Genomic DNA, 22,718 nt, shown 5'->3' with positions numbered 1-22,718 from the left:
GCGCAGTTCATGCGGATTTGCGGCTTGCGGGCTTCGCTTGTGCCATCGGTTTGCGCTATGGCGGGCGAGGTTTGGAGAATATGATGAACAGTCCGTCGAAGGCATGGGATGGCGAACGGGTCCGCAAATGGCTGGAGCGCCGGTTCGAGGCTTCGAAGCTGGATCAGGCTGCGGCGGACAGGCGCGGCTACGAGGCGCAGGACGACTATGACAAGGCTGCTGCCGAGGAATGGGTCTGCCGTGCCCTGAAGGGGGCGGATTGCACGAACGAGCAGGCCGCGTTCGCGCAGCGGCTGAAGGAACTGATCGCTCAGGACGAGTACCGGGTCACTGGCATCTACGACGATGCCCGGTTCGAGCGGCATGTTCGCGGGCAACTGCGAAAGCTGGCCAGGATGACCAAGGCCAACGAGGGTTTCGAGAAGACCCTGCGCTATCAGTGATCGCTGCCCAGGGGGATGAAAAACCTGCTGCACCGCTCAGGAAAAATTCTATGATATCAACGAGATATAGAAGTACACCGGCACCCGGGACGTGATCCGGGGCACGGCTCCACGCCGACCCCGCGATGGCCCATATTGCCATTCAGGAATCGCCGGTCCTCAGGAAACGGCATGACCATCCGGCAATGGCGGGCCGCGCGGCGCTAGCCGTGCATCAGGGCTTCGAGTTCCTGTGGCGATTCCAGTACCGAGCCTTGGCCGAAGTGGTGCCGCCAAAGCCGGGCTCCCAGCGCGGCGGACCGGTCCAGCGAGGATCCGACCGTCAGCCACTTCAGCATCGTGGGATGCAGGCCGGCGTCGAACAACATGAAGCCCGCGGCAAGGCAGCAGGTATCCGCCTGGATGCCGCACACCAGCACGCGCTCGACCCCTTCGTCTTTCAGATGGCGGATCAGTTCCGGCGGCGGCGAGTAGCCGTGCTTTACGAATAGTCTGCCGGTTTCGACCAGCGATTGATCATCGGGCGCCGGTTTCCATCCCAACTGTTTCCAGAACGGCGTGACGGTTTCGTCATGCCGCTCGACCGTCGCTACGGAGCGCATGGTGCGCGCGAGTTGCGCTGCGCCTTCGACCAGCCATTGGGGCGGGTTGAAGCTTGGCTGTATGTCGATGACGAGAAGGGCCTGTTCCATGAACCGGATTAACGGGCGCCGCGCAAAAAAGCTACCCTAGTTCCCGTCGGCGTCGACCACGAAGACCATCGGTTTTCCTCGGGATTCCGGCTCCCATCCGGCCATCAGGGCAGCGCGGATTCCCCGTGTGACGATCGCGTCGCTGATCTGGAGACGACCCCGTTGCAGGCCTTTGAGAAGGCGCTTCGGCGGCGGAAATTCCAGCAGTGCGCCGCGCTGGGTGTTCTTCTGTAGCAGGGACACGGTCATGCCCCTCCAGCCGTCGAAATCGCTCCACTGCGGCTCGCGTCGGAGTTCCCAGTCATATTGAAGCCCGTCAACGATGACCGAACCGGCAAGCCTGTTGTTGTGAAGCATTTCGAGGCCTCTAGCATGGTTACGGCCGAACACCATCACGCTAATCGGGCGAAGCGGAACTCGTCCACGCCGCCGAGGTCGTAAGCCTAGAACGCGCGGGTCATTCCGATCCTGATCGTGCGGGGGCGCAGCGGCGTGATCTGGTCTCGTTGCCCGACGCCGAACGGGTTGCCATAACTGAAGGTGTTGCCGTGCGAATCCGTGACGTTGGCGATCGTCAGCGACAGGCCCAGCCTGTCGTGGTCAAGGCGTGCGGCAAGGTCGCCGGCCAGATAATCGCCCTGGGGAATGTCGAGGTAGGAGCCGACGCCAAGCCGCGAGGGGCCGACGTAGCGGAACGCCGCTTCCAGCCTCAGCCCGGTCCGCGATCCCCAGGTCGTTTCCCATGAGGCCGAGATACGGCCGCCCCGGCTGGGCACATTGGGGAGCGAGGCCTGCGCGTCGATACCGTTTGTGGCGAACCCGCCGGCCGGTTCGCGCAGGCGGCTTCGGTTCAGGAAGGCGGAGGCGCTCAGGGTGATCGAGGAAACCGGCCGAACCGCCAGTTCGACATCGAGCCCGTGCACCAGGCCCCTGCCGATGTTCGTCGTGTAGGGGATCGCATATGGCCCCACGAGGTCCGCCTGGATGTTGTGCCAGTCAACGGAAAACAGGGTGGCTTCCAGACGCAAGGGGCTACCGTCGTATTGGCCCCACCGGAACCCGAGTTCGAACATCCTGAGATCGTCGGGAAGATACCTCTTCGTCAGCACGGCATCGTCGGTGCCGTTGTTCTGCAATGTGAAGCCGAAGCCCCCGGGGCGATATCCGTGGCGATAATCGGCGAATATCGAAAGTGCCGGACCGGCCTCCCACACCAGCCCCAGGGTGCCCGAGAACCTTTGCGTCGTGCCGGTGCTGCCGCCTATTTCCCCGGCCTCCGGCTCGACGTTGATCCCCCTGCGGCTGCTGCGTGCGATCGTCAGCCGCGAGCCCGCGGTTGCCGTGAGCGAAGGCAGCAGGGGATACGAGGCTTGTGCGAAGATCGCGCCTTCGAACTGGTCGTCCTGCAGCCCGGCGCTCCGGTCCCAGCTATCCGCGCCGCCGATGGCCAGTGACCGGCGGTTCGCGCTCCGCGTCATCGCCAGGCCCGCGATCCAGGGAGAACGGGAACCGCCCCCGGCAAGGCGTGTCTCGTGGGAGATCAGCGTTACCTGCTGCTCCTCGCCCAGCCGTGTCACCGCAGGCGCGCCGACATAGCCCGTCGCATCGAAAACGGTCGAGAGGTCCTGCCGTGCCAGCGAAGTCACCGTGGTCAGTTCGGCATTGCCGATCGGGCGGCGTGCGGTGACGAACAGCAGGCGGTAATTGTTCCGGAACGGCTGGGGCACCGATCCCGAGCGGGTGAACGGCGGGTCCTGCCGGAGCACGTATTGCCCGTCGCCGCTTTGGAAGTTCTGGAACACGTTGCCGACCTCGATGGTCCATGCCCCGACGTTCTCGAAGCGTGCGGTGAGCCGTTGCCCGTAGCTGGCGGTGTCGTTGATATTGTTCCGGCCCTGTGTCGGCGCATCGATATAGCCGCCGGCGCGCCCCGCGAATACCACCCAGCGCACCGCCGCATGGTCGTTCAGCGGGACATTGATCATCCCTGCCGCATCGGTGCTGGCCGCGCCGTGCCGGGTGGCGCCTATCCCCATGCTCGCGCTGCCGTAAAGGTCGGCCATGTCGGGGGCGTTCGGAACGAGGCGGAGGATGCCGCCCAGCGCGCTTGGCCCGTAAAGCGTGCCCTGCGGGCCGACGAGCACCTCGAACTTCTGCATGTCGTAGAGGTTGAGGTCGGGGTCGGGGCCATTGTAGGTCAGCCGCACGTCGCCAAGGTATTCGCCCGTCGTCGCCTGGGTCGGGCCGCTGAAGCTGCTGTCGGCGATTCCGCGAATGAACAGCTTGTTTCGCCCGTTGCCGAGGTTGGTCGAACCGAGCAGCGGGGTCATCCGGGTGATCGCGGAACTGCCGTCGGCCGCCTGTGAGGAGAACCAGCCGCCGTCTATCCGTACGACCTTCACCGATCCGGGGTAGGTGCCAAGCGACATGCCCTGTTTGCTGGCGGTGACGAGGATGTCTTGCGGCGGCTCCGGGTCGTCGTTTCCGGCAGGTTCGGGTGCGACCGTTGAGGCGGGCGGCTTGGCCGCTTCGGGCATCCTGCCTTTCGTGATCCGCACGGTCCGGGGGGCGATGAACACGGCCTCGCCGCCGGTTCCCCGCAGGGCCCGCCTGAGCGCGGCAGGCAGGGGCAGGCTGGCGTCCACACCCGGCGAGCGGACGCGGGCAAGGTCGCGATCGGCGAGGATCACCGTCGCCCCGGCCTGCTGCCCCAGCGCGGCCATCACATCTTCCAATGGCCCTGCCGGAACCCGGAAAGTCTCGGCCTTGCCCGGGGCCGGGGCGCCTGCGGCAAGGAGGGCCGCCGCAAGGTGAATGCGGCGGCTTCTAGCGTCGATCATCGCCCCTGGGTTTCATTACCTTGCCGTTTCCTTCGGGCACGGCGACGACATCGAGCGCCGTCATGAGATCGCCGAGCTGCGAAGGATCGCCGCGCCGCACGGCGATGGTGCCGAAATAGGGGCGCGACGCGACCGAGGCATCGGCCCGGATCTTCACCCCCAGCGCACGGGAAAGATCGCCGGCGATGAGCGAGAGCGGGGCGCCGGAATAGGTCAGCTGCCCCTTTCGCCAGGTACCGATCACGGCGCTGTCGGCCGGGGATACGGTGATTTTCCCTTGTCCGCCAGTCGCTTCGAGGGCTTCCCCGGCGCCGAGAGCCGTCTGCGCCGAACCGGGGTCGTAGACGACCTTGCCTTCCGCCACCGCCACCCGGATCGCATCTTTCTCGTAGGCGACGTTGAACACCGTCCCCGCGTCCTCGACGATCTTGCCGCCCACTTCCAGCCGGAACGGACGGGCAGGATCGTGGCGAACCTCGAAAAGGGCTTCGCCCGAGGCCAGGGCCGCAAAGCGGGCATCCTTCCTGTCGAACGTCATCCGGCTGTCGCCATTGAGCGTGACGCGCGTGCCCGCATCCAGCGTGACGACCCGGATTTCGCCAGGCCGGGAATAGACGTCGTACCGGTCCGAGGTCAGCCGCGGCGCCATGGTCAGGGAGAGTACCAGGGCTGCGGCGATGGCGCCGCCCACCAGCCACCGGCGGCGCGAGGGAGAGGCAACGGGCGGCTCGTCGTCGTCGTTCGCCGCTTCCTGGAAATCGACGTCGCCTATCACCGGATCGAGGTCCAGATCGATATCCTCGATCCGGTGAAACGCGGCGACATGGGCCGAGTCTTCGGCAAGCCAGGCTTCGAACGCGAACCAATCGTCGTCGCCGCCATCCTTCAGACGGACGAACCATGCGATCGCCTTTTGCCGAACCGTTTCGTCCATCTCACTTTCCACGAAGGGTCTCCTCGTTCCTGAGATGCCGTGGCCCTGCCGCCGCCTCATCCATGCGGCGTCTTTTTGCGGCGATGGCTTCATAGGCGCGCGCCAGATGCTTCTCGACGGCGCTGACGCTGATCCCGGTTTCGGCCGCGATGTGGCGTTGGGGGACGCCATCTATGCGAAAGCGGCGGAAGATCGTCCGCGTGCGTTCGGGCAGGCGGTCCAGCGTTGCCTGGAGCATGGCCAGTTGTTCGCGGGCGATCATCCTGGTCTCGACCGAGGGCGTCTCGTCGATCTCGGGCGGATCGCCGGTATTCGCGCCGACCCACGCCTCGTCCCGGCGCGCCCTGCGGCCGGCGCTGCGCCGATGCAGGATGAAGTGGTTCTGGACCATCCTGTAGAGGTAGGCCCTGGGCTGTTCCACGCCGTCAGGTTGCCGGTCGGATATCTTGAGGCTTATGTCCTGAAGGATATCCTCCGCCTCGTCGGGCGTGGCCCCCTGGATCGCGAGATGACGCATCAGGGCGGCCCGAAAGGCCAGAAAGGCCTCGATCAGACCGTTGTTTTCCATGATGTCGTGGGTCGTTCCCGGAGGCTCAATGGCGACGAGCCTAGCGCCGCGCAGATTGCCCCACAACCGTTTTCCAATCATCCCGTAATGCGTGCAGGGGCCATGCCCTCGCCGGGGAAGGAACTTTCCGGTGAGGAATGCCAAGGGCGCGGCATCTAAGTCAAGGGACCGCCGAAACGGCACGCCCGAACACGTTTGTCGCAAGTTCATGATGGAAGTCTCTGATGATTCTGGAAATCCGTTCACTCGGCCTGGCCGCCGGCCTTTCCGCGGCCCTGTCGGCCGTGCCCGTGCTGGCGCAGGATAACGAAAGCCCGCCGCCCTACAGCGCCGATCACATCATCGTCGGGATGGGCGCTGCCGTGGTGCCGGTCTATCAGGGGGCCGACAAGTACCGCGTGCTGCCGCTGCCGGCTCTCGACATCGCCTCCGGCCGCTTCTTCGCGAACCTCAGGGACGGGATCGGCGCCACGGCGATCGAAACGCGGGACGTCAGCATCGGGGCCAGCATCGCGATGATGCCCGGCTATCGGCGGCGCGATGTGCCGGAGGGCGTGCGCGGGGTGGATTACGGCGCGGGGGCGAGGATCTTCGCCAGGGTCAGGGCAGGCGGTTTCGTCGCCACGCTGGGCGGAACCCAGGGTTTCGTGGGCGGCACTCGCGGCGTCGTTGCCGATGCCAGCCTGGCCTATCCCGTGAACCTGTCCCGGCGGGTGGCCGTGATCCCGGCAGTCGTCACCACTTGGGGCGATCGCAAGCACAACGACCGCTATTTCGGCATCACCGAGCGTGAGTCCCAGGCTTCCGGGGTCGAGGCCTATCGCGCCGGCAGCGGTTTCAAGGATGCCGCCGCGACGGTCACCGTGATCTATCGATTGACCGATCGCATTGCCGCCAGCGCTTCGGGCGGGCTCGTCACGCTGCTGGGTGACGCGAAGGACAGCCCGCTGGTGGCGCATCGAACCCAGCCGTCCGGCTTCTTCTCTCTGACCTATCGTTTCGGCCGGAATTGAACCCCGTCCGCTCCCCGGCTCGCGGAAAAAGTCGGGGGGTATGGATTTTTCCGTGAGGATGAAGCTCTCCGGCGGTGTCTCTGGGGTGAAGGTGCATGAGCACGTCAGCGATAGTCCGAGGCCTTGCTCCCCGCTCCACCACCGAGCCTTCCGGGTCGCAGCGGACCAAGGTCCGCCCGGAAGGTCTGGACGGTTCGCAACGGAGAGGGCCGTGCTCGCGCGGCCCGCTCGTGCACCTTCACCCCGGCGCTTCGATTTTCAGGATTATGCGATGAACCGATTCAAGATCCTTTCGTGCGCCGCCATGCTCGGACTGGGTTTCGCAGCGCCCGGCGCGCAGGCGCAGGGCTGGAACCCGCAGGATGATGCCCGGCACGGCCGCACGGAGAACCTTGATCGCGGTTGGCACGGCGATCGCCGCGACTGGGAGCCGTCCAGGGCCTATGCCCCGGTGAAGACCGGCGAACGCCGCCTCTCGCGCCGCGATACCGTGTTCAGGGGCCGTGACGGCCGCGCCTACTGCCGCCGCAGTGATGGCACTACGGGTCTGGTCGTGGGCGCCGTGGGCGGTGCGATCCTCGCCAAGCTGGCCGGCGGCCGGACGCTTGAATCGCTGGCCGCTGCGGGCGGCGGTGCATTGCTGGGCAGGGAGCTGGACCGCGGCAATGTGACGTGCCGCTAGGAAAACGGGTCACATGCCGAGTTCGGCAAGGCTCATGTGTTCATCCGGCCGCCTGCCGAGCGGCCAGCGGAACCGGCGGTCGGCCTCGGAGATCGGAGCGTCGTTGATGCAGGCGAAGCGCTTTTGCATCAGCCCGCCTTCGCCGAACTCCCAATTCTCGTTGCCGTAGGACCGGAACCAGTTGCCGCTGTCGTCATGCCATTCATAGGCGAAGCGCACGGCGATGCGATTATCGCGAAAGGCCCATAGTTCCTTGATGAGCCGATAGTCGAGCTCACGCTGCCACTTGCGGGCCAGGAACGCGACAATGGCCGCGCGGCCGTTCACGAATTCGGCGCGATTGCGCCACACGCTGTCGGGCGTATAAGCCAGCGCGACCTTGCCGGGGTCACGGCTGGTCCAGCCGTCTTCGGCAAGGCGTACCTTTTCTGTCGCGGTTTCGAGCGTGAAAGGCGGCAGCGGCGGGCGGGGTTGTGCGAGGGTATCGTCCATTATGCTTCTCCTTGCTCTTCGAGCCTGCCGCGCAGGGCGGCATTCTCCGCTTCCAGCTCGGCCATGCGCTCATGCAGCGGCCTCAGCGCCTGTTCGATTTCCTGTTCGGTAAAGCGCGGGGTGATGTGCTGCGGGCAATTCCAGTCGAACGCTTCCAGCCGCAGCCGGAAAATCCGTTCCGGCCGCGCCTTGTAGCCGGGGTCCAGCACGAGATCGGTCAGCGCCGCATCCGCGTCAAGCGACAGCTTTTCGACGTGCGCGTAGATCTTGAGTCTCATGCGCCTGGGGTAGTCCATCAGGATCAGGCAGGCCCGGTCGTTCGCGGCGAGATTGCCCGTGCTGATATACTGGCGGTTGCCGCGATAGTCGGCGAATGCCAGCGTCCGTTCGTCCACCATCTTGAGGAACCCGGCGGGGCCGCCGCGATGCTGGACATAGGGCCAGCCGTCTTCCGACACCGATCCCATGTAGAAGCTGTCGCGCGCGGCGATGAAGGCGGCCTCGTTCCTGGTGAAGCGGTCGAATTCGCGGTCGCCTTCGAAGTGGGCCCACTGCCGGTCGGCACCCATTTCCGCCTGGGCCGCGCGGACGCTGGGCGTCATGGCTTTATCCAGAAATCCGTAAGACATGATGTGTCTCCGATGTGAGGGCGGTCAGCGGGGCGCAACCTTGCGGTCGAGGAAGTTGCGGATGAGCGGGGCCATCTCGTCCAGCTTGTCCTCGAGAGCGAAATGCCCGGTGTCGAAAAGGTGGAGTTCCGCCTCGGGCAGATCGCGCAAGTAGGGATGGGCGCCCGGCTCGGGGAAGATCGTGTCGTTCTTGCCCCAGACGATCAGCGTCGGCGGCTTGCGCTCGCGGAAGAACTGCTGGAACTGCGGATAGAGCGGCACATTGGTGCGATAGTCGTAGAACAGGTCGAGCTGGATATCCTTGTTGCCCGGGCGGTCGAGCAGGGCCTGGTCGTGCACCCAGTTGTCCGGGCTGATGCGCGACAGGTCGCTGACGCCGTCGGTGTACTGGAATATGGTCGCTTTCTGCGTCACCAGCCAGGCCTGCGCTGCGCGGTCCTTGGCCGATCCGCTCTTCCAATAGGCCTTGATCGGGTCCCAGAAGGCGCCGAGCCCTTCGTCATAGGCATTGCCGTTCTGGATGATCAGCCCGCTGACCCGCTCGGGATGCTTGATCGCCAGCCGGTAGCCGACCGGCGCGCCATAATCCATGACGTACATGGCATAGCGCTGCGCACCGAGCTGCCCCATCAGCGCATCCACCATCTCGGCGTAATGGCCGAAGCTGTAGGTGAACTGCTCGTGATCGGGCGCATCGCTCTGTCCGAAGCCGGGATAGTCAGGCGCGATCACATGGTAGCGATCGGCGAGCAGCGGGATGAGGTTGCGGAACATGTGCGAGCTGGTGGGGAAACCGTGCAGCAACAGCACGACCGGTCCATCGGCTGGACCGGCTTCCCGGTACGCCATCTTCACCCCGTCGATGGTCGCCGAGCGGTAGTGGACGGTTGCCGGCGCGATGCTCGTCGCCGCGATATCCCGCGTGGGGGCAGCCATCGCGCTTGCCGGCGCGGCGATACCGGCAGTCGCCAGCATCAGGGAAAGGATCAGTCGCTTGGTCATGTCTTCCACCTTGTTCAGTGCCGCTGCGCGATCTGCGTCAGCCTCTGGTGAAAGATGTAATTGCTGCGATCACCCGCGTTAATTCGCTGGATTTGGAAGTCATTATTTCATGATTCGGAACAATCGGATCAGAGAAGAAGGCTGTTGCTGCGCAGTCTCTCGACTGCGAGATCGACGAAGGCCCGCACTTTGGCGGTGGCGTGTCGGCCTGCGGCATGAACGACGTGAACGGGGATCGGGCTTTCCAGATGGTCTTCGAGTACCGGTTGCAAACGGCCTGCCGCCAGTGCCGGAGCGACCTGGTAGGACAGCACGCGGGTAATTCCCCATCCCTGTTCTGCCGCCGTAATGGCGGCTTCGTTAGTGTTGCAGAGCAGGCGCGGGTGGACGGTGACGCTGGTGCGGCTATCCGCACCGAAGTGCCATTCGGGGGATACCCAGGCACCGGTCGGCATGATGACCCGGTGATGCGCAAGATCGGCCGGGGAGCGGGGGACGCCATGCCTTTCGAAATAGGACGGGGCTCCGCAAATCGTCCGGCGGACCCAACCGACCCGCGTGGCGCTCAGGCCCGAGTCCGGAAGGTTGCCGATCCTGATCGCGACATCGATGCCTTCCTCCACGATGTTCACCGGGCGGTCTACGAACAGGGTCTGCCCGGTCACGCTTGGAAAGCGGTCGAGATATTCGAGCAGGATGGGCAGCACGTGCATCCGCCCGAACATGACCGGCCCGGTGACGATGAGCGCGCCCGTGGGATTGCCGTGCGAACCGGCGGCGGAGGCTTCGGCATCGGCAATGTCGGCAAGGATGCGGCGGCAGTCTTCGAAGTATCGCCGTCCTGCCTCGGTCATCTTTACCGAGCGTGTCGTCCGCGCGAGCAGCCTGACCCCGATCTGGTCTTCCAGGCTGGATATCGCCCGCGTGACCGCGGGTGGGCTGATGCGCAACTGCCGGGCGGCCTCCGCAAAGCTTTCCGCTTCCGCCACCCTGACGAAGATCTTCATGGCCTGCCAGCGGTCCAACCCATCCCCCCTTTGGAAAAGAGCAGGACGTTGCGCGGAAATGGCCTTTACGGTCAATGCCGCGTGCAAGACTGGATAGGTGCGCCCCCCGGATATGTATGTCCGGTCGGCAACCTCTCCGTTGTCTAATACTGCTGGCGGATGATAAGGGGTAATTTCCAATTAGGACAAAATGCGCCTAGATGGGCTTTTGAGCGGGAGCGATTTGGATGGCAGGCGGTCGTAGAAGCTTGGGCGCGGTAATCGCCGACTTGCGCACGCGGAATGGCTGGACTCTCAAGGAAATGAGCGAGCTTTGCGGCATTCCCGTTTCCACCCTGTCCAAGGTGGAGCACGACCGCCTCTCGCTGACTTACGACAAGCTCCAGCAATTAGGCGAGCGGCTGAACATCAGCATCGCCGACCTCTTCGCCGAGGGAGAAGGCGCGCCGGCAACGATCATGGGGCGTCGCAGCGTGGGAACGCTGGACCGGGCTGTGCGGGTCGATACGCCCAACTACGAATACTACTACCTCTGCACCGAACTGCGCCAGAAACGGATGGTGCCGGTGATCTCCCGCATCCATGCGCAGTCTCTTGGCGAATTCGGCCAATTGCTGCGGCATTCGGGCGAGGAGTTCATCTTCGTCGTCGATGGTGCGATCACTGTCCACACCGAGTTCTACGAGCCGCTAGAACTGAAGGCGGGAGAATCGATCTACATCGATTCCGGCATGGGCCACGCCTATGTCTGCGCGCCGGGGCACAAGGAGACGACGATCGTCAGTGTCATGTCCAGCGCCGAGGAGGACTTGTCCAGCCTGATCCACGAGGCGCAGCGCAAAACGGCTTCCGGCGATGAAACGGCGCAGAAAAAGCGGGCCTCGCGCAAGGAATGAGGCGCCGGCCTGAACCGTAAACTCATGAGCGGCGCTATTCGGGGCGTCGCTTCGGCACTTACAAAAATGGCCTAAGTTGCGACGATTGGCCTTGAAATATAGGCATATTCCAGCGCCCTCAGTTCATGCGCCAAGCTATTTGCCGCAAGCCTCGATTATGCCGGCCGTATCTCCGGGGAACAGCAGACAGGCCGGGGGATGACGAGGGGGCGCCTGTCGATGTCCTGGGTCTATTCGGGACATACTCTCATGCATCCGTCGGGCCTCCCGTGCGGTGTTCCTCTGCGACGCGGCGAACGGCCGGGTCGAGCAGGCGAAGCAGCACTGCGGCGATCACGGCGATCACGGCGAGCAGGGCAAAGTAGGTGCCATGGCCCATGCGGCTCCACAGCGTTCCCACCAGACCTGCGCCAAGGCTGCCGGCGAAGATCGCGAGGTACCAAGCCGCCACGGTGGTCGCCCCGAGGCGCGGCGGGGCGAGGCGCGCGAACAGGCCGAGGCCGGTCGGCAGGATGAACAGTTCGCCCGCCGTGAACAGCGCGAAGAACAGCACCAGCCAAAGCCAGTCCGCCTTCCCGCTGCCCGCCTGCCAGGCAACGGCCGCGAGCAGGGCATAGGCCATGGCGACTATCAACGCGCCCTGCATCATGCGCCGTGCTGGCGCTGTGTCTCGGCCGTGCTCTGCCCGCCGCCGCCACATCGAGAGCAACGGCGGCGTCAGCATCATGACCAGCAGGGGATTGAGCGACTGGAACCATGTCATCGGAATGGTCAGGCTGCCGAGGCGACGGTCGATCCCGCTGTCGGCCCAGAGCGCAACGGTATTGCCTACCTGTTCGTAGGCGCCGCGAAATACGGTCACGCAAAGGCCCACGGCGGCCAGGACCAACCATGTGCGGCGATAGTCGGCCGGCCCGGTTACGGTCTCGCTCTCGTCTGCTCCGGCTTGCGGTGACCGCTCGGGCGGCAGGTGGCGCTGGCCTGCGAGGTAGATGAGCAGGCCCACGAACATACCGATCCCGGCCGCGCCGAAGCCGTAGTGCCAGCCGTAGATCTCGCCCAGCGTGCCGCAGATCAATGGCGCCAGAAAGCCGCCGATATTGATGCCGAGGTAATAGACGTTGTAGGCCCAGCCGCGCCGGGGATCGCCGGATGCGTAGAGGTCGTTGATCTGGCTGGGCAGGCTGGGCAGGAACAGGCCGTTGCCCAGCGCGATCGTTGCCAGCGCCACGTAGAACAGCGGTTCGAACGCCATCATGAAATGCCCGGTCGCCATGATCGTGGCACCCAGCGTGACTGCGCGGCGCTTGCCCAGCCAGCGGTCCGCGATCATCCCGCCCACGATGGGCGTGAAATAAGCGCAGGCCGTATAGGCGCCGTAGACGAACGAGGCCTGCCCCTGGCTCAGCATGAGTTGCCGGGTCATGTAGTAGACCAGCAGTGCGCGCATGCCGAAGTAGGAGAACTGCTCCCACATGTTGGTGAGGAACAGGACGGTCAGCCCCGGCGGCTGGCCGAACCAGTTGCGCGTCGCCGCCGTGAGTGCAGGTTTTCCGTGCATGACCTTACCAGTCGGCGCCGAAGCTTATCAGGTGGATCGCCACGGCCAGCCAGAGAATGGTCAGCGCGGAAAGGAGGAGCAGCACGCTCCACGTTTTCGGGAACCAGCCCCGCTTCCCTTTCCAGACGAGGAGCATGTTCCAGGCGGTGAGGGCAGCGAAACCGAGGAACAGCGGCGCGCCGACGATCTGGTTGAACAGGATCAGTGCACCAGGGGTGACGAGTTTGGTCACGCGGGCGATCACGAAGCCCCAGCTTCCGAGCAGAAGCGGAACCAGCCACGCACCGGCTGCGACGGCGCGGCAGGCGATGAGGTCGCGGCCTGCCAGCGTCTGCTTTGCGCCATGGCGCTTGCGGGCGATGGCGCCGATCGGCCAGGCGAGGGCGGTGAGCAGGATGATCGCCAGCGCGGCGCCGGAAAGCGGCAGAAGCCATGCGCTGTCGCGATACCAGGGAACCGGGTCCCAGACCATGAACGGCGCGACCGGTTCGTAGAATACGCGCGTGACCTTGCCGTTTTCCACCCGCGCGGCAAAGCTTTCGCCGTCTTCGGCGGCCTGCCAGACGAAGGGGGCCACTTCGATCCAGTGGCGCGCCGCGCCGCCGATGGACTTGAACGCCGGGACCGAGAGCTTGCCGTCCCTGTCCGTGCCGACCCTGATCTGGGTTGCGAAGCCGATCATCGCGGCCCAGTTGTCCACCGGGGTGCGGGTCGTCGCATAAGTGCCTGCAACAAGTGCCGCGTGCTGTCGGGAGGTCGGGAGATCTCTGGGCGCCCGCGCGGGCGGTGCCGGGAAGTAGCGATCGGCGAATTGCCTGACCACGGCATTGCGGACAACGCCGGCCGCCGCGTCCTTGCCCATGGCGTTCAGGGAAACGAAGATGCCGACACGCTCTGTGGGAAACAGCACAAGGTTAGAATGGAACCATTGCAGGTCGCCGGCATGGGCGATGGCACTGCGGCCGTTGATCTTCTGTTCGTAGAAGCCGAGCATCATGCGGTTGATGCCGGGCAGGGGTTCGTTGGCGGGCGAATGCATCAGTTTCGCCGTTGCGGGCCGGAGCAGGGGGCCGCCCTGATCGAGGTGTGCGATCATGAACTTCGCCATCTCGCCGCCGCTGATGGAGGCGGCGCCGGGCGGGGTCATCGATACGGTCTCGAACCGCTTGGGATCGCCCGATGCCAGGTCGTAGCCTGTCGCCATGAAGGGCTTGAGCGCGGCAGGCAGCGGTTCGCGGAACGTGGCGTACTTCATGCCGAGGCGCCGGAAGATGTTCTGCTCGATATAGTCTTCGAACGGCATTCCCGACACGCGCTGCACGATGTACCCAGCCAGCGCCGCGCCGTAGTTCGAGTAGGCAGGCGTCGATCCGGGAGCATAGACCCGGTGCGGCGTCCAGCGCTTGATGACGGTTTCGAGCGGCAGGATCGCATCGTCCGCGAGGATCTGGCCGCGCCCTGCCTCTTCGAAGCCCGAAGTGTGGGTCATCAGGTTGCGCAGGGTGATCGGCTTCCCTTCGAAGGGCGGAATCCTGAAGTCGAGATAGCGGTTGATGTCCGCGTCGAGATCCAGCCGTCCAGCTTCGACCTGCTGCATCACGGCGGTCCAGGTGTAGAGCTTTGACACGGAGCCGGGCCTGAACAGGGTTCTTGCCGGATCCACCGACCTGCGCGAGGCGATGTCGGCAAAACCGAAGCCGCGCTGGGTCAGCACGGCGCCGTCTTTCACGACGACGACGACCGCGCCTGCCAGATCTCCCCGTGCGAGTGCATAGGGCATGAAACCGTCGAGCCAGGCGTCAGCGTCCGCTCGCGTGAGGACGTGCCCGCCATCGATGCGCGAGCCGCCGACGGGCGCCGTTTCGACCGGCGGCGCGACCCGCGCGGTTTCGGCCATGGTCACGCCGCCTGCAAGCGCGAGTGCGCCGGCGGCCAGATACTTCATCATTCGCACGATCTTGCGCCCCTTGGTTGTCGCTTCGTTGGCTCGCGCCCTGTTTCAGAAGTTCAGTCGCACTCCGCCGGAGAAATAGCGGCCGATCACGTCATAGTTGGGATTGCTGTATTGCGTTCTCGGCGGATCGCGGTCGAACAGGTTGTTTATGTTGCCGAAAAGCGTGAAGGTTCCGACCTTGAAGCGCAATCCGAGATCGACGTAGGCGCGGCTGGCGATCCGGTTGCCCAGAGGCAGTTCGCCGTTCGGGCCGGTGACATTGGTATATCGACCGCCGCTGACATAGCGCAGGCGAAGGTCGGCGCCGAAACGGTCGTCGTCATAGCCTGCCGATGTGGTCACGCGCCACTTCGGTGTCGAGAACGTGGTATCGCCTCCGACGATGCCGGCGCGATCGGTCACGGAGACGCCGTCGTCGATCAGTAGTTCCATGACATGGGTCGCGAGCGCGCGCAGGGTCACGCGGCCATCGCCCAGCGGCACCTGATAGGCGGCCTCCATGTCGAGGCCCTTGGTCCTGTATTGCGCGAGATTGCGGAAGCTGCGCTGTACCGATGCCAGGCTGCCATTGGCGTTGCGGGTGATCAGCCCGCCGCACAGGGCATCGTCAGGATGCTGCGCGGCGCAGAGATTGAGCACGTCCTGCGTCTGGAGGGTCACGATCACATCGTCGATCTTGATGTGATAATAATCCAGCGAGAGCCGCAGTCCCGGTGCGAAGCGGGGGGAATAGGAACCGCCCAGGGTCAGCGTGCGCGCGACTTCGGGCTGAAGGCTGGGATCGCCGCCGGTATAGCTGACGACGTTCTGCGCCACCGTGTTACCGTTGTAGGGATCGAGCGCGGAACTGATGTTGGTGGCCCGGTTCAGGTAGTACTCGCTGATGCTGGGCGAGCGGATATCGCGCGAATAGACCGCGCGCAGCAGCAGGTCGTTCATCAGCCGCAGCGTGCCGCCGGTCTTCCAGCTCCAGATTCCGCCGCTGGTGCTGTAGTCGGAATAGCGTGCCGCGCCGTTGACTTCGAGCCGGGCGGTTTCGGCCAGGTCGAGCAGCGGCACGTTGATCTCGCCGAAGAACTCCCGCACATCGAACCTGCCGTTCGTCGCGGCATAGTTCAGTGTCGAGAATGCGCCAGCCAGAGACAGGGCATCGGTTGAATTCGTGACGAATTTCTCCCAGCGGAAATCCGCCCCCAGCGCGATATCCACCGGGCCTGCCCAGGTCGAGAACGGCTGTCCGCCCAGGCTGACGCCCGCCGTATCGAGTTTCGTCGTGGTGATCTGCGAAGCGGCACCGAAGGCATAGGCGACGCCGGCCTCGGTGATCTTGCCGTTGCCGAGGATATCGATCGGCACGCAGGCTGCATCGTCGTTGGCGGTCGCAGAATCGGCATTGACCCGGCAGGTCGCGGTGCCGTTCACCAGAACCGCATCGATGGCCTTGGCGAAGTTCGCGGTAATGCGCTGGTTGGAAAGCGTCTGCGTGCTGCGCAGTTCGCCGTGGTCGTAATAGGCCCGGTAGCTCCATCCGTTGCCGAACTTTCCATCGAGACCTATCGCGCCTTCCAGGTTGCGGCGGGTATAGCCGAAAGTCAGCATGCGGTCCTTGCCGACGTCATCAAGGATGCGGCCGAGCACGAAGGGCGTGGATACGCCCGCGGCGGAGAGTTGCGCCCTGGCGGTGTCGGTGAGGAAGGCGTTGTCGGGCATCACCACCGAAACCGAGGTTTCCGGGAAGAAGGCGTAGTTCGCCGCCATCCGGTTGTAGCTGCCGTTGATCCAGACCGTCAGGTCGTCGGTCAGATCGTAGTTGGCGCGAGCGAAAAGGTTCGTTCGCTTGTAGGGCGCGCTGACGGCCATGTAGTCGTAGAGGCTCTGCCCGCCGCCGCCTGTCGTCTGCTGGCCGTAAGTCTCGCTGCCGAGCGGAAGTGGTCCGATCGAACCGTCAGGATTGAACACCAGGTTGTAGGGCGCCGCGGTGAGGCCCAGGATCGAACCGCCGCGGTTGAGCACAGTCAGGTTGACGTCGTTTGCAAGCACGAGCTGACCATCGGCGCGCTGGAACAGCCCGGCGTTGAGGTTGGGCCGCGAGGCGCGGTCGAACGCGCCCTTGCTCTCGAGATATTCACCGCCGACCATGACGTGCCCGCGCCCGCCCGCGAATTTCGTCCCCCAGGCAATGTCGCCGCCATAGCGGTAACCGTCCCCGCGCGAGGATATGCCCTGGTTCATGCCCATCTTCACGCCGGTCAGGTCGTCGTCGAGGATGAGGTTGACGACCCCGGCGACAGCGCCCGAACCCCATGCGGCCGAAGCGCCTCCGGTCACGACATCGACGCGCTTGACGAGGTTCTGCGGCACGCTGTTGAGGTCCGCGCTGCCGGTGAAGCGGTGGCCGTCCAGCAGTGTGAGCGTGCGGACCGGCCCCAGCCCGCGCAAGTCGGCGGGAGAGGCGGCGGACGTGGCGTTGGCGGTGGTCGTTTCCGGGGTCTGGGTCGGGCGGAATTGCGGAATGTCGTTGAGTGCCTGCGCCAGGCTGGGCCGGTCGCCCTGCCGCAGCTCCTCGGCGCTGAGCACGGTCGTGGGTGTGGGGGCATCGAAGCCCTGGCGCTGGATGCGCGAACCCGTGACGATGATATCCGACTGGCCGTCCTGTCGCGCTTCTTCCGCCCACGACGGCGATGCACCTGCCAGTCCCGCCAACGCGGTGCCGGCAAGCCAGATCAATTTTCCGGACCTCATGCTCAAACCCCCTTTTTGGACGTGTCGAAGGGTGCATCCGGCGAGCCGGTATGCGCGTGTCCGCCATTGTTTGATGTGCGCGACCGAACCCTTCGATTCACTGGATGGATATGAACACCTCATAAAGGACATTGCAATCCTAAATGAGACATAAATGTCATTTCAGAGAAATTGATGGCTCCAGAAGGGCGGCGTCATCGCACGCCGCCCCAGACGGCCTCGTCGCATCGGATCGTGCCGTCTTCGTAAATGGCGCCGGGCTGGCGGTCCTGCTTCAGGAACAGGGGGCCATCGAGATCGACCAGGTCGCAGAGTTGCCCCAGCAGGAAACCCGGCGCGGTTCCGAGGCTGGTACAGACCATGCAGCCGACCATGACGCCAAGCCCCGCCTCGCGCGCGGCGGCGGCCATCAGCAGGCCCTCTGTCAGGCCTCCGCACTTGTCCAGCTTGATGTTGATCACGTCGAACCTGCCTTTCAGCCCCGGCACATCCGCGAGGGTCAGCGCGCTTTCGTCCGCCGCGATCGGGATCGGCGAACGATACCCGTCGAGGTCTGCCTCTCGCCCGCGGGCGAGAGGCTGTTCGATCAGGGAGACCCGCGCCTCCACCATTGCCGCAACCAGCGCGTCCATGTCCCCGATGGAAAATCCCTGGTTTGCATCGACACCGAGCCAGACGTCAGGCCGCACCTCCCGGATCGCCCTGATCCGGGCGATATCGAGCGGCAACTCTCCGGTGAGCTTGACCTTGATGGCGCGCGCATGGGTATAGGCCTTTGCGCGCACGGCCATTTCCGCCGGTTCGTCGGCGCCTATGGTGAAGGTCGTCTGCAACGGAGCGGGCCTGGCAAGCCCGGCCAGCTGCCATGCAGGCATGCCCGATCGCTGTGCTTCCAGATCCCACAACGCAGCATCCACGGCATTGCGTGCGCCGCCTGCCGGCAGGATCGAGCGCAGCGCTTCGCGTCCGGGATGCGCCTCGATGGCGGCGCGCGCCTGTTCGAGTGCGGCCAGCATTTGCGGAATCTCGTCCCCCATATAGTAGACGCCGGTGGCCTCGCCCCGGCCTTGATGTCGGCCGTCGTCGAGAGTGATGACGATTACGTCGGCGCTGTCGATCTCGCGGCCGGAGATGCGGAAGGGTTCGGCGAGGCGGAGCGTTTCAACCGAAACGCCGAGCTTGAGGGGATGCATCAGATAGTCTCCATGATTTCGAAAACCACGCCGTCCCGCCGGGCCATGCAGGCGCGACAAACCGTTCGCGCCCGGATAGTCCGGGCACGTCGCAGGGAGTGGCGGGGCTGGATCGGGGCGAACTTGCCCGCGCGGAACGCGGGCGGCGTCAGGTCATCGCGCGGACACGGCCAATCCGGAGGCGGGCAACGCCGCCACGATCGGAGCCAGATACTTGTCGTAATCGAAGGACTGCCCTTCTGGCGTCCAGCCCAGCCGGACGATCACGGTATCGTGTGAGGGGATCACCATGATCATCTGGCTGTTGTGGCCCATCGCCATGAAGGCATCGCCGGGAAGGTTCCTGAAATAGGTGCTTTTCGGGCCGTTCTCGTCGCTGCGGTTGAGCCAGAACTGCCCGGCGTAGAATTGGCGCGCGCCATCCGAAGGCGTTCTGGCGAACCGGACCCAGTCGCGGGATAGCAGCCGCTTGCCGTTCGCCTTTCCGTCGTTCAGGTAAAGCAGGCCGAACCGGGCCCAATCGCGCGCGGTAGCATAGCCATAGGAACTGCCGACCATCACGCCGCTTTCGTCCGGTTCGATCAGGAAGCTGGTCATTCCGGCCCGATCGAACAGACGCTCGCGGGCGAAGCGCGTCATGCCTTCCAGCGTGCCGCCGGTGGCGCGGAAGACGATTTCGGAGAGGATGTTGCTGGTGCCGGAGGAATAGCTCCAGTTCGATCCCGGAGCATGTTCGGCGGGGCGGGCGAGGGCGACGGATGCCATGTTTCCGGCCTGGAACAACATGCGAATGGAATCGCTGCCGGGCCGATAGGGCTCCTCGAAGGCCAGGCCGCTGGTCATGTTGAGCAACTGGCGCAAGGTGATGGCGGCGCGGGGATCGCCGGGCTTCTGCCATTCCGCGATGGGGGCCGGCGCGTCGAGGCGGAGCTTGCCTTCATCGACCAGGATGCCGACCAGCGTGCCCATGACGCTTTTCGTGGCCGACCATCCGAGGAAGCGGGTGTTGCGGTCGAACCCCGGTGCATAGCGCTCGGCGAGGATGCGGCCGTGCTGGATCACGACGACGGCCCGGGTGTCGGGATAGCCGCCGGTGTTCGCGCCGTCGAATGCGGCGGCAACGGCGCTTTCCAGCGCGCCGCCGACCATCTTCGCGGGCGCGGCCTTGGGCTGCGGCCATGGTCCTTCAGTGCCGGTCCATGCCGCACCCAGCCTGGCCGTCTGGGCATCGAGCGCGGCGGGCGATAGGTCCCTGGTCAGCAAGGTGCAGCCTGCCGCCGGGCGATAGAAGGCCGTGCGCGGCGCGCCGCCGCTGGTGCTTGCCGTTACCGTTCTTGCCTCGCGGTCGACCGCCAGCGAGATGCCCTGCGTGAAGGGTGCGAGCGCGCGAACATCGTCGCGCAGGACATCGGCTTCGGCGCGGCCGGACACAAAAATCCCTGCGCAGGCGACTTGTGCCGAGACTGCAGTGCCGAGGTCTGCCGGTCCCGTAATCGGCGGCGCAGCCGCGAAAGCCGGCGTGGCCAGCAGCAGGGCAAGGCCGGTAAGCGCGGAATGGTGTGGGAAGCGGATCATCAAGTAACACCCCCTTGAAGCGGGCGCGCGGCTTGGCTTGCGTCATCCCCTTCCAGTTGTACCGAGCCTCGCTCCGCGCGTCCTGCGCACGGAACGAGACTCGACATGGTGGGTGGATAATATTCTCTAATTAGAGAAATTCAACTCATTTGGAAATTATGTGCTCAGGATTCGCAGGATTGGCTAGCTCCAGCATCCAGGCCTCCCCCTGCACGGGTTCGCCGAATTCATGATGCACCTCGGTGGAGATGCAGGTGAATCCAAGCCGGGCGTATATGCGCCGAGCGGATTCCAGGCTGGTCTGGGTCCAGAGGTTGATCCGCGAATAGCCCTTCTCCCGCGCGAACCCGATGCATCCGCGCACCAGCGCATCGCCGATGCCGCGTCGCCGCGCGAACGGTTCGACATGGAGCAGGCGCAACCGCGCAATGCCGCTGCCTTCATCGGTCAGGAAGACGGCTCCGGCCATGACTCCGTCAATATCAGCGACCCAGCATTGCTCGCGCCCCGGCTTGAAATTGCGCAGGAAAGCCGCGGCGGTGTCAACGACCAGGCTTTCGAACTGATGCTTCCAGCCGTGGCTCTGCGCATAGAGAACCGACTGCCGCGCCGCGATCTGGCTCACTTCCCCGGTGCGGAACGGCCGTATCGTGAACGTGTCCGCTGCCTTGTCGTCCAGCAGCAGCCGGGCATGGGAGAGCGCCACGGCGAGATCGCCCTGTTCCATCGTGCTCAGCCGCTCCAGATCCTCCCCGATCGCCGAGCGCTGCTTTTCGTCGATCAGGTCGAACGCGGCGCGGCCGGAAGCGGTCAGGCTTATCGGGCGAGCGCGCGCATCGGCTTCCGTGCGGTGTCGCGCGATCCAGCCCCGTTCCTCGAACCGGCCGAGCATCCTGCTCAGATACCCGCGATCGAGGCGGAGCGCGTCCTGAAGCTGGTTTGCCAGAACGGGTTCGCGGCGGGCGATCTCGAACAGCAGGCGGGCTTCGGGAAGGTTCGTCTCCGTGCCCAGGAAGCGCTCGTCGATGGCGCCGACGTGGCGGGTGAAAAAGCGATTGAAGGTGCGAACGGTTTCGATTGTGTTGCCCATGAACGCAGGTATCGCCATAATGTTGACTGAGTCAACTATGGCCGGTCGCGATGCTCATCGGGCCAGGAAGAACTCCACCGGGACAACGAGTTCGATGGTGGCACCTTTCCTTTCCTCGGGAGGTTTGGGCAGGGGCTGGGCGCGCTTCGGGAGCGACACGGCTTCCTCGTCGAGCGATCTCATGCCCGATGATCGTTCGAGCGCGGATGACAGCACCTTGCCGTTCCGGTCGATCGCGAAGCGAATATAGGGAACGCCCTGCTGGCGGCGGAACTGTGCTTCTCGCGGATAGCGTTTGACCTTGTTCAACGCTGCCAGAATCAGGCCTTCCCAGGCGGCTTTATCGTTGCTCGCCTGCTGGGCCGGCGGCGCGGGGCGCACTTCTGGGGCGGTGGTCCTTTCCACAGGGGGCGCGGGATCCGAAACATCGGCAGGCTTCTCGGCAGGCAGCGGGCGAGGCGCCGGGATCTGGATTTCGGGCGGCGGCAGATCGGGAACCGCGTCGATCGCGGGCTTTTCCTTCGCCTCGACCTGTTCGGGGCCGGGCGGCACTTCGCGCGGCTGTTCCGGCGGCGAGGCCGGGGGAGCCACGTTGAATGCGCTCAGGCTGACCGGCGGTACGGGCCGGGTGCGTGCGTGCCACTGGGCGAAGAACAGGCCGAGCAGGACGACGTAGACCATGATGGTCATCAGCAGGCCCTTGGTCCGGCTGCCACCCTGCCAGCTTTCATGTGGATTTCGGATCGTTGGCATCACAGTCCCCGGGAAAGGCAGAAAGCGGCAAGGGCCAGCGGGACCGACGAAACACCGACGGGCACGAGGAGGCGCGGGCGATAGGCGAGTATGATGGCAATCAGCAGGGCCGCGAGCGTGGTCGTGCCGAACCAGAAGGCGATGCCGATCGATATCCCCGTGCCTATCGTCAAGGGCACGGGTGACAAGGAGAGCAGCGCCCAACCAAGCCCTTTCAGGCTGCGTTCGCGCCGTGGGGCAGGCGTCGTGCCGAGCACGTCCCGGTGGTGGCGCGGCAGGGACATTGCCAGTACCGCGAAGGCCGCAAGGCAGAGAAGCAGGCTTGCAACGGGCATCATCGCAGCACCGGCCCGGTCATGATCCACAACAGTGCGCCGATGGGGGCTGCAGCGCCTGCCAGCCATGCCCAGGCCCGCGCGGCGCTTCTGGCGTGGAAAACCGCACAGACCATCGCCGCATAGACGAGAAAGGCGGGAATGGTGGCGGCCAGCACAGCTTCCGCTGGGCCGATACCCGCGCGTAGCAGCATCTGGGCGGCCAGCATCACCATGATCGCCGTCAGGGTGTATGCGCCGGGGACGGCTGCCGCTACGCGGCTTGCGACGGACAGGCGGTGCCGGGTCGAGGCTCTCGATGCGACTTCTTTCACTCG

At 65.0% G+C, this 22,718-nt stretch carries 22 protein-coding genes; 4 read left to right on the top strand and 18 right to left on the bottom strand.

Features of this window, described 5'->3' with window-relative positions; all coding sequences use genetic code 11:
- Nucleotides 1–83: 83 nt before the first annotated feature.
- The gene (locus tag U9J33_RS19640; protein WP_185999897.1) at nucleotides 84–443 is read left to right on the top strand and encodes a hypothetical protein; all 360 of its coding nucleotides are present in this window, start codon (nucleotides 84–86) and stop codon (nucleotides 441–443) included.
- Between the two features lie 203 nt (nucleotides 444–646).
- Here U9J33_RS19640 and U9J33_RS19635 read toward each other — a convergent pair whose 3' ends face one another.
- From U9J33_RS19635 to U9J33_RS19615, 5 genes are all read right to left on the bottom strand, one after another.
- Nucleotides 647–1,135: a cysteine hydrolase family protein gene (locus U9J33_RS19635; RefSeq protein ID WP_132469206.1), complete on the bottom strand. Its 489-nt coding sequence runs from the start codon at nucleotides 1,133–1,135 to the stop codon at nucleotides 647–649.
- A 36-nt stretch (nucleotides 1,136–1,171) separates the two neighbouring features.
- On the bottom strand, nucleotides 1,172–1,492 hold the full coding sequence (locus tag U9J33_RS19630; protein WP_054435988.1) for a hypothetical protein: 321 nt from the start codon (nucleotides 1,490–1,492) through the stop codon (nucleotides 1,172–1,174).
- Between the two features lie 86 nt (nucleotides 1,493–1,578).
- The gene (locus U9J33_RS19625) at nucleotides 1,579–3,975 is read right to left on the bottom strand and encodes a TonB-dependent receptor (protein ID WP_324699766.1); all 2,397 of its coding nucleotides are present in this window, start codon (nucleotides 3,973–3,975) and stop codon (nucleotides 1,579–1,581) included.
- Nucleotides 3,962–4,909, bottom strand: coding sequence for a FecR family protein (locus U9J33_RS19620; RefSeq protein ID WP_324699765.1), 948 nt, complete (start codon nucleotides 4,907–4,909; stop codon nucleotides 3,962–3,964). The genes U9J33_RS19625 and U9J33_RS19620 overlap by 14 nt, the downstream gene beginning before the upstream one ends.
- Before the next feature lies 1 nt (nucleotide 4,910).
- Nucleotides 4,911–5,477 carry an RNA polymerase sigma factor gene (locus tag U9J33_RS19615; protein WP_324699764.1) on the bottom strand — a complete coding sequence of 189 codons (567 nt, stop codon included), beginning with the start codon at nucleotides 5,475–5,477 and terminating at the stop codon, nucleotides 4,911–4,913.
- Nucleotides 5,478–5,701: 224 nt separating this feature from the next.
- On the opposite strand from U9J33_RS19615, the gene U9J33_RS19610 reads away from it, so the two are divergent.
- Nucleotides 5,702–6,490: a MipA/OmpV family protein gene (locus tag U9J33_RS19610; RefSeq protein WP_324699763.1), complete on the top strand. Its 789-nt coding sequence runs from the start codon at nucleotides 5,702–5,704 to the stop codon at nucleotides 6,488–6,490.
- A 271-nt stretch (nucleotides 6,491–6,761) separates the two neighbouring features.
- Nucleotides 6,762–7,172 (top strand): hypothetical protein, encoded by a 411-nt coding sequence (locus tag U9J33_RS19605; protein WP_324699762.1) that lies wholly within the window; start codon nucleotides 6,762–6,764, stop codon nucleotides 7,170–7,172.
- Between the two features lie 9 nt (nucleotides 7,173–7,181).
- On the opposite strand, the gene U9J33_RS19600 is transcribed toward U9J33_RS19605, so the two are convergent.
- The 4 genes from U9J33_RS19600 to U9J33_RS19585 all read right to left on the bottom strand — a co-directional run bounded on the left by U9J33_RS19600 (nucleotide 7,182) and on the right by U9J33_RS19585 (nucleotide 10,320).
- Complete coding sequence (locus U9J33_RS19600) at nucleotides 7,182–7,664, bottom strand: nuclear transport factor 2 family protein (protein WP_324699761.1); 483 nt, start codon at nucleotides 7,662–7,664, stop codon at nucleotides 7,182–7,184.
- Nucleotides 7,664–8,293, bottom strand: coding sequence for a pyridoxamine 5'-phosphate oxidase family protein (locus tag U9J33_RS19595; protein WP_324699760.1), 630 nt, complete (start codon nucleotides 8,291–8,293; stop codon nucleotides 7,664–7,666). The genes U9J33_RS19600 and U9J33_RS19595 overlap by 1 nt, the downstream gene beginning before the upstream one ends.
- Nucleotides 8,294–8,317: 24 nt before the next feature.
- Nucleotides 8,318–9,295: an alpha/beta hydrolase gene (locus tag U9J33_RS19590; protein WP_324699759.1), complete on the bottom strand. Its 978-nt coding sequence runs from the start codon at nucleotides 9,293–9,295 to the stop codon at nucleotides 8,318–8,320.
- A 128-nt stretch (nucleotides 9,296–9,423) separates the two neighbouring features.
- Nucleotides 9,424–10,320: a LysR family transcriptional regulator gene (locus U9J33_RS19585; RefSeq protein ID WP_054435980.1), complete on the bottom strand. Its 897-nt coding sequence runs from the start codon at nucleotides 10,318–10,320 to the stop codon at nucleotides 9,424–9,426.
- Between the two features lie 209 nt (nucleotides 10,321–10,529).
- Between U9J33_RS19585 and U9J33_RS19580 the strand changes: the two genes are divergently transcribed.
- Nucleotides 10,530–11,198 (top strand): helix-turn-helix domain-containing protein, encoded by a 669-nt coding sequence (locus U9J33_RS19580; RefSeq protein WP_054435981.1) that lies wholly within the window; start codon nucleotides 10,530–10,532, stop codon nucleotides 11,196–11,198.
- Between the two features lie 247 nt (nucleotides 11,199–11,445).
- Here the strand turns inward: U9J33_RS19580 and U9J33_RS19575 are convergent, their stop codons facing one another.
- The 9 genes from U9J33_RS19575 to U9J33_RS19535 form a co-directional block, all read right to left on the bottom strand.
- A complete protein-coding gene (locus tag U9J33_RS19575) occupies nucleotides 11,446–12,759 on the bottom strand; it encodes a peptide MFS transporter (protein WP_324699758.1) in 1,314 nt (437 codons plus the stop codon).
- Between the two features lie 4 nt (nucleotides 12,760–12,763).
- Nucleotides 12,764–14,707, bottom strand: a complete 1,944-nt coding sequence (locus tag U9J33_RS19570) for a serine hydrolase domain-containing protein (protein WP_324699757.1) — start codon at nucleotides 14,705–14,707, stop codon at nucleotides 12,764–12,766.
- A gap of 51 nt (nucleotides 14,708–14,758) precedes the next feature.
- Nucleotides 14,759–17,455 carry a TonB-dependent receptor domain-containing protein gene (locus U9J33_RS19565; protein WP_324699756.1) on the bottom strand — a complete coding sequence of 899 codons (2,697 nt, stop codon included), beginning with the start codon at nucleotides 17,453–17,455 and terminating at the stop codon, nucleotides 14,759–14,761.
- 194 nt (nucleotides 17,456–17,649) lie between these two features.
- Nucleotides 17,650–18,648, bottom strand: a complete 999-nt coding sequence (locus tag U9J33_RS19560; protein WP_132469209.1) for a dipeptide epimerase — start codon at nucleotides 18,646–18,648, stop codon at nucleotides 17,650–17,652.
- Between the two features lie 153 nt (nucleotides 18,649–18,801).
- On the bottom strand, nucleotides 18,802–20,223 hold the full coding sequence (locus U9J33_RS19555; protein WP_324699755.1) for a serine hydrolase: 1,422 nt from the start codon (nucleotides 20,221–20,223) through the stop codon (nucleotides 18,802–18,804).
- A gap of 145 nt (nucleotides 20,224–20,368) precedes the next feature.
- Nucleotides 20,369–21,313, bottom strand: coding sequence for a bifunctional helix-turn-helix transcriptional regulator/GNAT family N-acetyltransferase (locus U9J33_RS19550; RefSeq protein WP_324699754.1), 945 nt, complete (start codon nucleotides 21,311–21,313; stop codon nucleotides 20,369–20,371).
- A 54-nt stretch (nucleotides 21,314–21,367) separates the two neighbouring features.
- Nucleotides 21,368–22,066 carry a TonB family protein gene (locus U9J33_RS19545; protein ID WP_324699753.1) on the bottom strand — a complete coding sequence of 233 codons (699 nt, stop codon included), beginning with the start codon at nucleotides 22,064–22,066 and terminating at the stop codon, nucleotides 21,368–21,370.
- Nucleotides 22,066–22,404 (bottom strand): DUF3325 domain-containing protein, encoded by a 339-nt coding sequence (locus tag U9J33_RS19540; RefSeq protein WP_185999882.1) that lies wholly within the window; start codon nucleotides 22,402–22,404, stop codon nucleotides 22,066–22,068. Before U9J33_RS19540 ends, U9J33_RS19545 begins: the two co-directional genes overlap by 1 nt.
- Nucleotides 22,401–22,715: a hypothetical protein gene (locus U9J33_RS19535; RefSeq protein ID WP_324699752.1), complete on the bottom strand. Its 315-nt coding sequence runs from the start codon at nucleotides 22,713–22,715 to the stop codon at nucleotides 22,401–22,403. The genes U9J33_RS19540 and U9J33_RS19535 overlap by 4 nt, the downstream gene beginning before the upstream one ends.
- Nucleotides 22,716–22,718: the final 3 nt, after the last annotated feature.

Source organism: Novosphingobium sp. RL4, assembly GCF_035658495.1.
Lineage (GTDB): Bacteria > Pseudomonadota > Alphaproteobacteria > Sphingomonadales > Sphingomonadaceae > Novosphingobium.
This window is presented reverse-complemented; position numbering and strand designations above follow the sequence as displayed.

Coding starts and splice junctions, on each gene's coding strand:
- U9J33_RS19590 (WP_324699759.1), bottom strand. CDS start 9,295: ATGACCAAGCGACTGATCCTTTCCCTGATGCTGGCGACTGCCGGTATC.
- U9J33_RS19560 (WP_132469209.1), bottom strand. CDS start 18,648: ATGCATCCCCTCAAGCTCGGCGTTTCGGTTGAAACGCTCCGCCTCGCC.
- U9J33_RS19605 (WP_324699762.1), top strand. CDS start 6,762: ATGAACCGATTCAAGATCCTTTCGTGCGCCGCCATGCTCGGACTGGGT.
- U9J33_RS19625 (WP_324699766.1), bottom strand. CDS start 3,975: ATGATCGACGCTAGAAGCCGCCGCATTCACCTTGCGGCGGCCCTCCTT.
- U9J33_RS19610 (WP_324699763.1), top strand. CDS start 5,702: ATGATTCTGGAAATCCGTTCACTCGGCCTGGCCGCCGGCCTTTCCGCG.
- U9J33_RS19570 (WP_324699757.1), bottom strand. CDS start 14,707: ATGATGAAGTATCTGGCCGCCGGCGCACTCGCGCTTGCAGGCGGCGTG.
- U9J33_RS19545 (WP_324699753.1), bottom strand. CDS start 22,066: ATGCCAACGATCCGAAATCCACATGAAAGCTGGCAGGGTGGCAGCCGG.
- U9J33_RS19575 (WP_324699758.1), bottom strand. CDS start 12,759: ATGCACGGAAAACCTGCACTCACGGCGGCGACGCGCAACTGGTTCGGC.
- U9J33_RS19630 (WP_054435988.1), bottom strand. CDS start 1,492: ATGCTTCACAACAACAGGCTTGCCGGTTCGGTCATCGTTGACGGGCTT.
- U9J33_RS19600 (WP_324699761.1), bottom strand. CDS start 7,664: ATGGACGATACCCTCGCACAACCCCGCCCGCCGCTGCCGCCTTTCACG.
- U9J33_RS19580 (WP_054435981.1), top strand. CDS start 10,530: ATGGCAGGCGGTCGTAGAAGCTTGGGCGCGGTAATCGCCGACTTGCGC.
- U9J33_RS19640 (WP_185999897.1), top strand. CDS start 84: ATGAACAGTCCGTCGAAGGCATGGGATGGCGAACGGGTCCGCAAATGG.
- U9J33_RS19635 (WP_132469206.1), bottom strand. CDS start 1,135: ATGGAACAGGCCCTTCTCGTCATCGACATACAGCCAAGCTTCAACCCG.
- U9J33_RS19555 (WP_324699755.1), bottom strand. CDS start 20,223: ATGATCCGCTTCCCACACCATTCCGCGCTTACCGGCCTTGCCCTGCTG.
- U9J33_RS19595 (WP_324699760.1), bottom strand. CDS start 8,293: ATGTCTTACGGATTTCTGGATAAAGCCATGACGCCCAGCGTCCGCGCG.
- U9J33_RS19565 (WP_324699756.1), bottom strand. CDS start 17,455: ATGAGGTCCGGAAAATTGATCTGGCTTGCCGGCACCGCGTTGGCGGGA.
- U9J33_RS19540 (WP_185999882.1), bottom strand. CDS start 22,404: ATGATGCCCGTTGCAAGCCTGCTTCTCTGCCTTGCGGCCTTCGCGGTA.
- U9J33_RS19550 (WP_324699754.1), bottom strand. CDS start 21,313: ATGGGCAACACAATCGAAACCGTTCGCACCTTCAATCGCTTTTTCACC.
- U9J33_RS19620 (WP_324699765.1), bottom strand. CDS start 4,909: ATGGACGAAACGGTTCGGCAAAAGGCGATCGCATGGTTCGTCCGTCTG.
- U9J33_RS19615 (WP_324699764.1), bottom strand. CDS start 5,477: ATGGAAAACAACGGTCTGATCGAGGCCTTTCTGGCCTTTCGGGCCGCC.